This window comes from Pseudomonas sp. TE24901 (assembly GCF_054058375.1).
Genome location: NZ_JBSSAF010000007.1, coordinates 176482 through 189614, shown reverse-complemented (window position 1 = coordinate 189614; position 13133 = coordinate 176482). Strand labels below are relative to the sequence as shown.

Genomic DNA, 13133 nt, shown 5'->3' with positions numbered 1-13133 from the left:
GGCCGCTAGCTATAACTAAGGCCTAGCCAAAGTGACACCCCCCGCACGCTGGCGTTGTGAGTGTTGCCTATGCCGATGCAAGCCGTCCGCCCGAAAATCCTTGGCTTTATCAGTGAGCAGGCGTCGGCTTGGCTGGTGGCATTGGTGGTGTTATTGGCCGGTTGCGCGCTGACGGCCATCATCGCGTGGGCGGCTGCCGACCTCTATCAACAGCAGGTTCGCCAACGTTTCCAGCTGCTCGTCAACGAACGCTACACCCGTCTTCAAGAGCGCTTCGAGGACCAGGAACAACGCCTGGGCAGCCTGCGGCGTTTCTTCGTCAACTCCGATGATGTCTCCCGCGAAGAGTTTGACGGCTTCGCCCAACCCCTGCTGTTGCGCGCTCGGGCCTATGCCTGGGCGCCTCGGATTTTTCGCGACCAACGCAGCCAGTTTGAACAGGAAATCTCCCGTCAGCGCGGCACGCCTTTCAGCATTCGGGAGCTGAACTCGTCGGGCGACCTGGCTCCCGCTGCCGAGCGCGATGAATACGTACCGGTGTTGTACAGCCAGACCCAGAGCCTGCTCGGTTCGCCCCTGGGCTTTGACTTGCTGGCCCAACCCCTGCGGCGTTCGGCCCTTGAACGTGCACAAAAGACTGGCAAGCCTGCGGTGTCCCAGCCCATGCAACTGGTGGGCGTTGAGCCCGCTTATGCTGCCGGCGTGCTGCTGGTGGCGCCGGTCAGCAAGCTATCGGAAACCGAGCCCTTCGGTTTTGTGATGGCGGTGATCAGCATGCGCCAACTGGTTGCCGACGGCTTGCCCAAGCCGAACCGCGACAACCTGGTGATGCAGATCATCGACACTTCAGACACCCAGCAACGCGTGCTCTACGCTTCCAGCAACGCGGTGGGCGACAGCGATCTTACGGCCGCGCGCCGTCTCAGCCTGGGCGATCATGTCTATGCCCTGAACCTGCGGGCGAGCCAGGTGTTCGACCTGGCCAATCACTCCTCCCTGAGCACCATCTTGACCATGGGCGGGCTGCTTAGCCTGTTGCTCAGTGCCTTGCTTTATGTGTTGGTCAGCCAGCGCCAGCGGGCGCTGAAGATGGTCGAGCAGCGCACTGAACAATTGCGTTTGCGTGAGCAGGAATTGCGGGGCGCACACGGGCAATTGCGCAGTGTGCTGAACGCCGCCACCCAGGTCGCGATCATCGCCACGGATTTGCGTGGGGTGATCAATACCTTTAACGCCGGTGCCGAGCAGATGCTGGGGTTCAAGGCTGACGCGGTGCTGGGGCGCATGACCCTGGAAAGCCTGCACCTGGCATCGGAGCTGGACGCACGCGCCGCCAGCTTGAGCGTGACCTTGGGCAAACGCATTCCCCCAAGCCAGGCGATGCTGGTGGAAAGCCCGGACAATCTGCACGAGGCCAGGGAGTGGACGCTGCTGCGCCAGGACGGCAGCCAACTGACCGTGAATATGCTTGGTACGGTATTGCTGGATGACCATGGCCTGTGGATCGGGCACTTGGCGATCTACCTGGATGTCACCGAGCAGAAACGCGCCTACGAAGCCTTGGCCGCACGCGACCGCCTGCTGAAAAAGCTCAGCGCTCATGTGCCCGGCGGGATCTTCCAATTCACCCTGGAACCCCAGGACCAATGGCGTTTCATCTACGCCAGCGATGGCATGCGCGATATCTATGAAATCGAGCCGGGGGTGCTGCAGCAGGACGCGAGCAAGGTGTTCGAGCGCATTCACCCGCTGGACGCAGAGCGGGTGCGGGTGTCGATTCGCCTGTCAGCCTTGCAGTTGAGCCATTGGCGCGAAGAGTATCGCGTGCTGTTGCCGCAACGCGGCCTGCGCTGGATTCGGGGTGAAGCGACGCCAGAAGAACTGCCGGGCGGCGGTACGTTGTGGCATGGCTATGTGTCGGACATTTCCGACCTCAAGCGGGTGGAGGAGGAGTTGCGTGCGCTCTCGATTACCGACTCCCTCACCGGCATCCATAACCGGCGCTATTTCCAGGATCGCCTCAAGGCCGAGATGAGCCGGCTCAACCGCACCTCGGGGGCGTTGTCGTTGATCATGCTCGACATTGACCACTTCAAGCGCATCAACGATCAGCACGGCCACGGAGTGGGCGACGGTGTATTGCAGGAAGTGTGCAAGCGCATCAGCCAGCGCCTGCGCCGCACCGACGTGTTCTGCCGCCTGGGGGGCGAAGAGTTTGTGGTGCTGTGCCCCAACACCGATGCAGGCCAGGCCTACAGCCTGGCGATGGAACTGTGGCAGGCCTTGCGCAGTGTGCCGATGGAGTCGGTTGGGGTGGTGACCGCGAGCTTTGGCGTGGCCAGTTGGCGGGTCGATGAAGGCATCGATGGGCTGTTGCTGCGCGCGGATTCGGCGGTGTATATGGCCAAGCAGGCGGGTCGGGACCGTGTGGAGGCTGAACGGCTGAGCGCCTGATCCTCGACGCATGACAACTGTGGGAGCGGGCTTGCTCGCGAATACGCAGTGTCAGTCTCAGATGTATCGACTGATCCACCGCTTTCGCGAGCAAGCCTGCTCCCACTGGGTGTTGCGTGTTGCCTAGAGGACCGGGGCGGCGGCCACCGCTTTGGGCTGGCGATACAGGTCGAGCAACACCTGATCCAGCACGGACGAAGCGCCCCACGGTTTCGAGTCGTTGAGGATCGCCACCACCACCCAGCTGTTGCCGTTGTTGTCACGGCTGAACCCGGCGATGGCGCGCACGGTATTCAAGGTGCCGGTCTTCACGTGGGCTTCGCCGCGCATGGCCGTGGTTTTCAGGCGTTTGCGCATGGTGCCGTCGGTGCCGGCAATCGGCAGCGAGCTGATGTATTCCGCCGCGTAAGGCCCTTTCCAGGCCGCTTGCAGCATGGCCGCCATCTCACGGGCGCTGACCCGTTCGGCGCGGGACAGGCCGGAGCCGTTCTCCATCACCAGGTGCGGCGCGGTGATGCCTTTTTTCGCCAGCCATTGGCGCACCACGCGTTGCGCAGCCTTGGCGTCGTCGCCGTCGGCATCGTTGCGGAACTGCGCGCCCAGGCTCAGGAACAACTGCTGGGCCATGGTGTTGTTACTGTATTTGTTGATGTCGCGGATGATCTCGGCCAGGTCCGGCGAGAATGCGCGGGCCAGCACTTTCGCGTCTTTGGGCACAGGCGCCTGGATATCGCGGCCCTGGATGGTGCCGCCCAGTTCCTGCCAGATCGCGCGTACGGCGCCGGCGGTGTAGGTGGCGTGGTCAAGCAGCGACAGGTAGGTCTGCGAGCTGCACCCATCGCCCAGTTGACCACTGACGGTGACGGTGACGCTGCCATCGGCCGCCGTGACCGGGTTGTAGCGTACGTCGCCGGTGCACTGCTTGGCGTTGGAGACTTTCACCTGGTTGTCGATGCGAATGCTGGCAATCGGCGGTTCGACCGACACGATCACCCGGCCCGAATCGTTGCGGGTCACGAAGCGCAGGGCCTTGAGGTTGACCAACAGGGCGTCCGGCTTGACCAGGAACGGCTTGTTCTCGTCGTTACCGTCGTCGTTGAACTCCGGCAATTGCGGCTGGTTGAAGAAGCCGCGGTCCAGCACCAGGTCGCCGGTGACTTGCTGCACGCCGTTGGCACGCAGGTCACGCATCAGCAGCCAGAGCTTTTCCATGTTCAGCTTGGGGTCGCCGCCACCCTTGAGGTACAGGTTGCCGTGCAACACGCCGCCGCTGAGGGTGCCGTCGGTGTAGAACTCGGTTTTCCACTGGTGGTTGGGGCCGAGCATTTCCAGGGCGGCGTAGGTGGTGACCAGCTTCATGGTGGAGGCGGGGTTGACCGACACGTCGGCGTTGAACACGGTGGGGGTGCCGGGGCCGTTGAGCGGCAGCATCACCAGGGACAGGGAGGTGTTGGGAATCTTGGCTTTCTGCAGGGCCTGTTGGACATTCGGCGGCAGCGTGTTGTTGATCGGGGCGGCGGTGACGGAAAAGGCCAGGGGCAGGAGAACACTGGCAAGCAAAAAGGGACGCAAAGATTTGATCATAAGAAGTAAAACCCTACTGCTGAGGAGGGTGAAAAAGGCGAGGGGTAAATAGGAAAAATCCCTCAATGGTCATGAAAGTGTCGGCATTATGCCCCAAGGTGGATCCACTTGTAGCTGAACGATAGCTGGTATTGGGCGTTTTTTTTGCGGGCCAATGGCCGCCTGTCCCAGAGAGTCGGGCAATCGCCGCCTTAAACTGCTAAAGTGCCGCCCGTTATTACTTAAGAGGATTGTTCCAATGGCGACTAACCGTTCCCAGCGTCTGCGCAAAAAACTGTGCGTTGATGAATTTCAAGAGCTGGGTTTCGAACTGAACCTGGACTTCAAAGAAGACCTGAGTGAAGAAGCGACCGACGCTTTCCTCGAAGCATTCATTAAAGAAGCCATGGAAGCCAATGGCCTGGGCTATGTTGGCGGCGATGACTTCGGTCTGGTTTGCCTGCAGAAGCGTGGCTCGGTCAACGAAGAGCAGCGCGTAGCTGTTGAAAGCTGGCTCAAAGGCCGCAGCGAACTGAAAAGCGCTGAAGTCAGCCCGCTGCTGGACGTGTGGTATCCGGAAAAGCCGATCAACGCGGCTAAGTGATACTCAAAAAAACGGCGACCTGAGGGTCGCCGTTTTTTTATGCCTTGCGCCAGTTCAGAATCAGCAGCGTCAACACCCCCGCCACAATCCCCCAGAACGCCGAACCGATGGAGAACAGCGTCAAGCCAGACGCGGTGACCATAAAGGTGATCAGCGCCGCTTCCCGCTCCTTCGGCTCATTCATGGCAATGCTCAAGCCATTGATGATCGAGCCAAACAGCGCCAAGGCTGCAATCGACAGCACCAGTTCCTTGGGCAAGGCGGCGAACAATGCCGCCAAGGTAGCGCCAAACACCCCGGCAATCCCGTAGAACACACCGCACCACACCGCTGCGGTGTAGCGTTTGTTGCGGTCTTCATGGGCATGGGGGCCGGTGCAGATGGCCGCGCTGATCGCCGCCAGGTTGATGCCGTGGGAACCGAAGGGCGACAGCACCAGGGAAGCCAAGCCGGTGGCTGTGATCAGCGGCGAGGCCGGCACGGTGTAGCCATCAGCGCGCAGCACGGCAACACCGGGCATGTTCTGCGAGGTCATGGCCACCACAAACAGCGGGATGCCGATGCTGATGGTGGCGGCCAGGGAGAAGTGCGGGGTGGTCCACACCGGCGTCGCCACTTCCAGGTGAAAGCCGCTGAAATCCAGCAACCCCATCAGCCCCGACAGTGCGGTGCCGATCACCAATGCGGCCAGTACCGCGTAGCGCGGCGACAGGCGCTTGATCACCAGGTAAGTGAAAAACATCCCCAGCACCAGGCCGGTGCGATGCTGCGCGGCGACGAAGATCTCGCTGCCGATCTTGAACAGGATGCCGGCGAGCAAGGCCGCCGCCAGCGATGCCGGGATACGCTTGACCAGTTTTTCAAAGCTGCCGGTCAGCCCGCAAATCGTCACCAGCACCGCGCAAGTGATGTAGGCACCGATGGCTTCGCCATAACTCACGCCGCCCAGGCTGGTGATCAACAGCGCCGCGCCGGGGGTGGACCAGGCAATGGTGATCGGCGTGCGATAGCGCAGGGACAGGCCGATGCTGCACACTGCCATGCCGATGGAGATCGCCCAGATCCACGAGGAAATCTGCGCCGTGGTCAAGCCAGCCGCCTGGCCGGCCTGGAACATCAGCACCAGGGAGCTGGTGTAGCCGGTCATCATGGCGATGAAACCGGCCACGACGGCGGACGGCGAAGTGTCGGCCAACGGGCGCAACGGCGCTTGGGTGGCGTGTGTCATGGCGAGGTGTTCCTTTTACCTGAGGCTTTTTACCGATGAAGGCGCGGATTCAAGCCTAAACTCAAACGTAACCACTCATTGCAATACAGCCGACACCGCAAACAGCCGTACAGTGTGTTGGCGCAACCGGTTGTGTACAATGTGCCCTGGTTTTAGGTGATACTTGCCAGCGACACGCTGTTGCCGTATTACGATAAAGCTGCCGCATTACCGTCAATTCGCCGCCGTTCTCCAAACCCGAGTGCCCATGAACGAACAGTTGCAACCTCTCAAGAAACAACCGCGAGCTGGCAAGGCCGGTCGCAGCGGAACCCAGGACGATATCGTCTATGCGCATATCTTCGAGGCGATCCTTGAACAACGCCTGGCACCCGGTACCAAATTGAGTGAAGAGGCACTGGGCGAAATCTTTGGCGTCAGCCGCACCATCATTCGCCGTGCGCTGTCGCGCCTGGCCCATGAAGGCGTGGTGCTGCTGCGGCCCAATCGCGGTGCCGTGGTTGCCAGCCCGAGTGTCGAAGAGGCCCGCCAGGTGTTCATGGCGCGGCGTCTGGTGGAGCGCGCGATCACCGAGCTGGCGGTGCAGCACGCCACCGCCGAGCAACTGGCCGAACTGCGCCAGATGGTCAACGACGAGCGCGACAGTTTCTCCCGGGGCGATCGCGGTGCGGGCATTCGTCTTTCCGGCGAATTCCACCTCAAGCTGGCCGAAGCGGCGAAGAACGCGCCGTTGATCAGCTTCCAGCGCAGCCTGGTGTCGCAGACCTCGTTGATCATCGCCCAGTACGAAAGCGGCAACCGCTCGCACTGCTCCTACGATGAACACACCCAGTTGATCGATGCGATCGAAGCGCGGGACGCGGTGCTGGCGGTGGATTTGATGATGCACCACATGGATCACATCGACAGCAAGCTCAACCTCGATGAAGAGAGCGCGTCGGATGATTTGCATGCGGTGTTTTCGCACCTGTTGCAGACCAAGAAGCCAGGGCGCTCCTCGATCAAACTCTGAGCCCAATAAAAAATGTGGGGGCCGGCTTGTGTGCGAGCTGGCTTGCCTGCGATGGCATCACCTGGGTCTAACAGAAAGACCGAGGTGTCTGCATCGCAGGCAAGCCAGCTCCCACACAAGCCCGCTCCCACATTGGGTTTTGTGGTGTACCTGAAATTAGCGCTGGTGTACGAGCTGCCCCGCCGCATACGTCTGCAACACCGTCCGATCATCCCCCAGCGTCATCAACACAAACAACGTCTCGGCGATGTTGTTCGCCTGTTTCAAGCGATAGCTCAGCAACGGCGTGGCGTTGTAATCCAGTACCAGGAAGTCCGCATCGGTGCCCGGCTGCAGCGTGCCGATCTTGTCTTCCAAGCGCAGCGCACGGGCACCGCCCAGGGTTGCCAGGTACAGCGACTTGAACGGGCTCAACCGCGCGCCCTGCAACTGCATCACCTTGTACGCTTCATTCAAGGTTTGCAGCAGCGAGAAGCTGGTGCCGCCGCCCACGTCGGTGCCCAGGCCTACGTTGAGTTTGTGTTTTTCCGCCATCGGCAGGTTGAACAAGCCACTGCCGAGGAAGAAGTTCGACGTAGGGCAGAACGCAACCGCCGAGCCGGTTTCTGCCAGGCGCGCGCATTCGTCGTCACACAAGTGTACGCCGTGGGCAAACACCGAGCGCTCGCCGAGCAGTTTGTAGTGGTCGTACACATCCAGGTAGCCGTTGCGCTCCGGGAACAGTTCCTTCACCCACTCGACTTCCTGCTTGTTCTCACTGATGTGGGTCTGCATGTACAGGTCCGGGTATTCGCCCAGCAATTGCCCGGCCAGTGCCAGTTGTTCCGGCGTGCTGGTCGGCGCAAAGCGTGGGGTGACCGCGTAGTGCAGGCGGCCCTTGCCGTGCCAGCGTTCGATCAGTGTCTTGCTTTCCTGGTAGCCGCTTTCGGCGGTGTCGGTGAGGTAGTCCGGCGCGTTGCGGTCCATCATCACCTTGCCGGCGATCATGCGCAGGTCGAGTTTCTCGGCCGCTTCGAAGAATGCATTCACCGACTGCGGGTGAACGCTGCCGAACACCAGTGCGGTGGTGGTGCCGTTGCGCAACAGTTCCTTGATGAAGATATCCGCGACTTCCTCGGCATGGGCCTTGTCGGCGAACTGGCTTTCGCACGGGAAGGTGTAGGTGTTGAGCCAATCCAGCAACTGCTCGCCGTAGGCGCCGACCATGCCGGTTTGCGGCAGGTGGATGTGGGTGTCGATCAGGCCGGGGGTGATCAGTGCGTCCTGGTAGTGAGTGACTTCGATGTCGGCGGGCAATGTCGGCAACAAATCACCGGCATGGCCGATGGCGCTGATCTGGCCGTTTTCGATCACCAGCAGGCCGTCTTCAAAGTACTCATAGGAGGCTTCGATCCCCACTTGCGCAGGGTCGGCGATGCTGTGCAGGAGGGCGGCACGGTAGGCTTTGCGAGTCAAAGGCATGGTGATCTCAATTCAAATGGCTTGGCTGCGGCGTGACGCCGGCAGCAGTTTGGCAATGGGTTCGGCGCTGGCGGTGTGCTGGCCGAAATTGGCGTTATAGGTGGCGATGATTTCGCCGGCGATGGAGATAGCGATCTCCACCGGCAATTTGCCCTTCACCTCGGTGAGGCCCATGGGGCAACGCATGCGTTGCAGCTGCGCGGCGTCAAAGCCGCGATCACGCAGGCGATGTTCGAACTTGACGCGCTTGGTCTTCGAACCGATCAGGCCGAAGTAGGCGAAGTCGTTGCGCTTGAGCAGGGCGGCGGTGAGTTCCAGGTCCAGCGCGTGATTGTGGGTCATCACGATGCAGTAACTGCCCACCGGCAGGTCGGCAATTTCATCGACCGGCTCTTCGCTGACGATTTTACGCACGCCTTGCGGGATATGTTCCGGAAACTCCTGGTCACGGGAATCGATCCAGCGCACCCGGCACGGCAGGCTCGCCAGCAACGGCACCAGTGCGCGCCCCACGTGGCCGGCGCCAAACACGGCGATCTGCGCCTGCACCTGGCCCATGGGTTCGAACAGCAACACGGTCACGCCCCCGCAGCACTGGCCCAGGCTGGCGCCGAGGCTGAAGCGCTCCAGGTGGGTGTTCTGCTGGCCACGCACGAGCATGTCCCGGGCGATCTGCATCGCTTTGTATTCCAGGTGGCCGCCGCCGATGGTGTCGAAGGTTTGCGAGGCGCTGATCACCATTTTGGAACCGGCGTTGCGTGGCGTGGAGCCGAGTTCTTCGATGATGGTCACCAGCACGCAGGGTTCACCGCGGTTCTGCAGGTCGGCGAGGGCGCTGATCCAGTTGTTCATGTTCACCTCAACATCTCTGTTGTCAGTTCTGCCGTCTTCGCGAGCAAGCCCGCTCCCACAGGGGAATGCATTTCAAATGTGGGAGCGGGCTTGCTCGCGAAAGCAGCGCCCCGGTCTAAAGCGAAGCCATCTCGGTTTCAGTTTCCACAGGCGATGCAGCTTTCAACTGCCGCATCTGCTCACACCCCCACAACACCCGCTCCGGCGTCGCCGGCGCATCGATCTTCGGCTGATGGCGATAGTCGCCCAGGCTCGCCACCGCATCCTTGATCGCGCACCACGAGGCAATCCCGAGCATGAACGGCGGCTCGCCCACGGCCTTGGAATGGAACACCGTGTCTTCCGGGTTCTTGCGGTTCTCCACCAGCTTCACCCGCAGGTCCAGGGGCATGTCGGCCACGGCCGGGATTTTGTAGCTGGCCGGGCCGTTGGTCATCAGCTTGCCCTTGTTGTTCCACACCAGCTCTTCCATGGTCAGCCAGCCCATGCCCTGGATGAAGCCGCCTTCCACCTGGCCGATGTCGATGGCCGGGTTCAGCGAGGCGCCCACGTCATGCAGGATGTCGGTGCGCAGCATCTTGTATTCGCCGGTCAGGGTATCGACGATCACTTCGCAGCACGCTGCGCCAAAGGCGAAGTAGTAGAACGGCCGACCCCGTGACTGGCTGCGGTCGTAGTAGATTTTCGGGGTCTTGTAGAAGCCGGTGCTCGACAGCGAGACCTGGGCGAAATACGCCTGCTGGATCAACGCCTCGAACGTCAGGATCTGGTCACGCACCCGCACATGGCCGTTGTGGAATTGCACATCCGCTTCGCTCACGTCGTATTTGCGCGCGGCGAACTCCACCAGGCGCTGCTTGATGGTTTCGGCAGCATTCTGTGCGGCCTTACCGTTCAGGTCGGCACCGCTGGAAGCGGCGGTTGGCGAGGTGTTGGGCACCTTGTCGGTGTTGGTCGCGGTGATCTGCACGCGGTCGATTTCCACTTGGAACACTTCGGCCACCACTTGCGCGACCTTGGTGTTCAAACCCTGGCCCATCTCGGTGCCGCCATGGTTCAGGTGGATGCTGCCGTCGGTGTAGATGTGAATCAGCGCACCGGCCTGGTTGAGGAAGCTGGCGGTAAACGAAATGCCGAACTTCACCGGGGTCAGCGCCAGGCCTTTTTTCAGGATCGGGCTGTGGGCGTTGTACAGGCGGATCGCTTCGCGGCGCTCGGCGTATTGGCTGCTGGCTTCCAGCTCGGCGGTCATCTCTTCGAGCATGTTGTGCTCGACGGTCTGGTAGTAGTGGGTGACGTTGCGCTCGGTCTTGCCGTAGTAGTTGGCCTTGCGCACCGCCAGCGGGTCCAGCGCCAGGTGGCGGGCGATGGCGTCCATCACCTCTTCGATGGCGACCATGCCTTGCGGGCCGCCGAAGCCGCGATAGGCGGTGTTGGACGCGGTGTTGGTCTTGCAGCGGTGGCCGTTTACCGTGGCGTCGCCCAGGTAATACGAGTTGTCGGAGTGGAACATGGCCCGGTCGACAATCGAGTTGGACAGGTCCGGCGAGCAGCCGCAATTGCCTGCCAGTTCCAGGTTGATCCCGTGCAGGCGACCGTTGTCGTCAAAACCCACGTCGTATTCGATATAGAAGGGGTGGCGCTTGCCGGTCATCAGCATGTCTTCGACGCGCGGCAGGCGCATCTTGGTCGGCTGGCCGGTGAGGCGTGCAACCACCGCACACAGGCACGCGGGGCTGGCGGCCTGGGTTTCCTTGCCGCCAAAACCACCGCCCATGCGGCGCATGTCCACGACGATCTTGTTCATCGACACGTCCAGCACTTCGGCCACCAGCTTCTGCACTTCGGTGGGGTTTTGTGTGGAGCAGTAGACGATCATGCCGCCGTCTTCGGTGGGCATTACCGAGGAAATCTGGGTTTCCAGGTAAAAGTGTTCCTGGCCGCCGATGTGCAGGGTGCCCTGGATACGGTTTTTTGCCGTGGCCAATGCGCCCGCCGAATCGCCGCGCTGGTGGGTGTGGCTGTCGAGCACAAAGTGCTTCTTGCGAAACGCCTCGACCACGTCCAGCACCGGCTCCAGGTCTTCGTATTCGATCACGGCGGCCATCGCCGCTTTGCGTGCGGTTTCCAGGTCGCGGGCCGCCACCGCCAGCACCACCTGGCCAACGAACTGCACGGTGTCGATGGCCAGCAACGGGTCGCCGGGCATCAGCGGGCCGATGTCTTTCAGGCCCGGCACGTCTTCGTGGGTGATGGCAATGCGCACGCCTTCAAAGGCGTAGCAGGGCGCGGTGTCGATGCTGATGATGCGCGCATGGGCGCGGTCGGACATGCGTGCATACAGGTGCAACTGGTTGGGGAATTCCAGGCGGTCATCGATGTACTGCGCTTCACCGGACACATGCTTGGCGGCGCTGTCATGCTTGACGCTGCGGCCCACACCGGAGGTGAGGTCCTGGGCGAACAGCTCGGCCAGTTCAGCCTGGGTTTTAACGACGGCGTGATGGTTAGACATAAGCGGTCACCCGAGTCTCGATGTGTGGCGTTTGCAGCTCGATGAAGTATTTGCGCAGCAGGTTCTGGGCGCTGAGCAGGCGGTATTCCTTGCTGGCGCGGAAGTCCGACAGTGGGGTGAAGTCTTCGGCCAGGGCGGCGCAGGCTTTTTCCACGGTGGCAGCGTTCCAGGTCGCGCCGATCAGCACGGTTTCGCAGTGCTTCGCACGTTTGGGGATGGCGGCCATGCCGCCAAAAGCCACGCGGGCATCGCTGATCACACCGTTGTCGAGCTTCAGGTTGAACGCGGCGCAGACGGCGGAAATGTCATCGTCCAGGCGCTTGGAAACCTTGTACGCACGGAACAGCGCGTGGCCCTTGGGCACAATGATCTTCTCGATGAACTCGCTGTCCTGGCGGGCGGTGACGCGGTAGTCGATGAAGTAGTCTTCCAGCGCCAGGGTGCGGCGGGTATTGCCTTTGCACAGCACGATCTGCGCGCCGAGGGCGATCAGCAGCGGCGGCGAATCGCCGATGGGCGAAGCGTTGCCGATGTTGCCGCCCAGGGTGCCCTGGTTGCGGATCTGCAAAGAGGCGAAGCGGTGCAGAAGGTCGCCGAAGTCCGGGTAGGCGTGGTGCAGCGCGGCGTAGCAGTCGGAGAGGGCGGCGGCGGCGCCGATTTCCAGGCGGTCGTCGAAGTCTTCGATGCGCTTCATCTCGTCGATATTGCCGACGTAGATCATCACCGGCAGCGTGCGGTGGAACTGAGTGACTTCCAGTGCCAGGTCGGTACCGCCCGCCAATAGCCGGGCTTGCGGATAGGCGTCATAGAGGTCAGCCAGGTCGGCGACGGTCAGCGGCACCAGGCAGCGCTTGTCGCCGCTGTTGAGTTCGCCGGTTTGCGTCGGCGCGATGGCTTTGAGCTGGGCGATGGTTTCGGCCTGGCGGCTGTCGAACTGGTCCTGCGGTTTGTTGCAGCACGCCTGTTCGGCGGCGGCCAGGATCGGCCGGTAGCCGGTGCACCGACACAGGTTGCCGGCCAGGGCTTCGTGGGCCTTTTGGCTGTCGGGGGCATCGCTGTTCTTTTGCAGGGCGAACAGCGACATCACAAAACCCGGGGTGCAAAAGCCGCATTGCGAGCCGTGGCACTCGACCATGGCCTGTTGCACGCTGTGCAGTTGGCCCTGGTGCTTGAGGTCTTCGACGCTGATCAGTTGCTTGCCGTGCAGGGATGACACAAAGGTCAGGCACGAATTGAGGCTGCGGTAACGGATCTGCTCGACGCCGTGTGCATCGGTATGCAGCTCGCCGACCACCACGGTGCAGGCACCGCAATCGCCGCTGGCGCAGCCTTCCTTGGTACCGGATTTGCCCAAATGCTCGCGCAGGTAGTTGAGCACCGTCAGGTTGGGGTCCAGGGCGTGCTCGCTACGGAGTTCCCTGTTAAGTAAAAACTGGATCACGGA

General features: G+C 61.8%; 9 protein-coding genes. 3 read left to right on the top strand and 6 right to left on the bottom strand.

The window, feature by feature from the left end:
* Window positions 1-69: 69 nt before the first annotated feature.
* Window positions 70-2454 carry a sensor domain-containing diguanylate cyclase gene (locus ACVWVP_RS16065; protein WP_259172997.1) on the top strand — a complete coding sequence of 795 codons (2385 nt, stop codon included), beginning with the start codon at window positions 70-72 and terminating at the stop codon, window positions 2452-2454.
* Between the two features lie 123 nt (window positions 2455-2577).
* Here ACVWVP_RS16065 and dacB read toward each other — a convergent pair whose 3' ends face one another.
* On the bottom strand, window positions 2578-4038 hold the full coding sequence (dacB, locus tag ACVWVP_RS16060) for a D-alanyl-D-alanine carboxypeptidase/D-alanyl-D-alanine endopeptidase (protein WP_178924579.1): 1461 nt from the start codon (window positions 4036-4038) through the stop codon (window positions 2578-2580).
* A gap of 238 nt (window positions 4039-4276) precedes the next feature.
* Between dacB and ACVWVP_RS16055 the strand changes: the two genes are divergently transcribed.
* Window positions 4277-4621: a YggL family protein gene (locus tag ACVWVP_RS16055; protein WP_033900540.1), complete on the top strand. Its 345-nt coding sequence runs from the start codon at window positions 4277-4279 to the stop codon at window positions 4619-4621.
* 37 nt (window positions 4622-4658) lie between these two features.
* On the opposite strand, the gene ACVWVP_RS16050 is transcribed toward ACVWVP_RS16055, so the two are convergent.
* Complete coding sequence (locus ACVWVP_RS16050; RefSeq protein ID WP_259172996.1) at window positions 4659-5849, bottom strand: benzoate/H(+) symporter BenE family transporter; 1191 nt, start codon at window positions 5847-5849, stop codon at window positions 4659-4661.
* 247 nt (window positions 5850-6096) lie between these two features.
* On the opposite strand from ACVWVP_RS16050, the gene ACVWVP_RS16045 reads away from it, so the two are divergent.
* On the top strand, window positions 6097-6861 hold the full coding sequence (locus ACVWVP_RS16045; protein ID WP_176996320.1) for a GntR family transcriptional regulator: 765 nt from the start codon (window positions 6097-6099) through the stop codon (window positions 6859-6861).
* A 156-nt stretch (window positions 6862-7017) separates the two neighbouring features.
* Here the strand turns inward: ACVWVP_RS16045 and guaD are convergent, their stop codons facing one another.
* From guaD to xdhA, 4 genes are all read right to left on the bottom strand, one after another.
* Window positions 7018-8322: a guanine deaminase gene (gene guaD, locus ACVWVP_RS16040; RefSeq protein ID WP_178924575.1), complete on the bottom strand. Its 1305-nt coding sequence runs from the start codon at window positions 8320-8322 to the stop codon at window positions 7018-7020.
* 12 nt (window positions 8323-8334) lie between these two features.
* Window positions 8335-9174, bottom strand: a complete 840-nt coding sequence (gene xdhC / locus ACVWVP_RS16035) for a xanthine dehydrogenase accessory protein XdhC (protein WP_457407102.1) — start codon at window positions 9172-9174, stop codon at window positions 8335-8337.
* A gap of 115 nt (window positions 9175-9289) precedes the next feature.
* Window positions 9290-11689 (bottom strand): xanthine dehydrogenase molybdopterin binding subunit, encoded by a 2400-nt coding sequence (gene xdhB, locus ACVWVP_RS16030; protein WP_178924572.1) that lies wholly within the window; start codon window positions 11687-11689, stop codon window positions 9290-9292.
* Window positions 11682-13130: a xanthine dehydrogenase small subunit gene (gene xdhA, locus ACVWVP_RS16025; RefSeq protein ID WP_457407099.1), complete on the bottom strand. Its 1449-nt coding sequence runs from the start codon at window positions 13128-13130 to the stop codon at window positions 11682-11684. The genes xdhB and xdhA overlap by 8 nt, the downstream gene beginning before the upstream one ends.
* Window positions 13131-13133 lie beyond the last annotated feature (3 nt).

Bases quoted from the DNA above. Each gene is read 5' to 3' on its own strand.
- ACVWVP_RS16065 (WP_259172997.1), top strand. From the start codon at position 70: ATGCCGATGCAAGCCGTCCGCCCGAAAATCCTTGGCTTTATCAGTGAG.
- dacB (WP_178924579.1), bottom strand. From the start codon at position 4,038: ATGATCAAATCTTTGCGTCCCTTTTTGCTTGCCAGTGTTCTCCTGCCC.
- ACVWVP_RS16055 (WP_033900540.1), top strand. From the start codon at position 4,277: ATGGCGACTAACCGTTCCCAGCGTCTGCGCAAAAAACTGTGCGTTGAT.
- ACVWVP_RS16050 (WP_259172996.1), bottom strand. From the start codon at position 5,849: ATGACACACGCCACCCAAGCGCCGTTGCGCCCGTTGGCCGACACTTCG.
- ACVWVP_RS16045 (WP_176996320.1), top strand. From the start codon at position 6,097: ATGAACGAACAGTTGCAACCTCTCAAGAAACAACCGCGAGCTGGCAAG.
- guaD (WP_178924575.1), bottom strand. From the start codon at position 8,322: ATGCCTTTGACTCGCAAAGCCTACCGTGCCGCCCTCCTGCACAGCATC.
- xdhC (WP_457407102.1), bottom strand. From the start codon at position 9,174: ATGAACAACTGGATCAGCGCCCTCGCCGACCTGCAGAACCGCGGTGAA.
- xdhB (WP_178924572.1), bottom strand. From the start codon at position 11,689: ATGTCTAACCATCACGCCGTCGTTAAAACCCAGGCTGAACTGGCCGAG.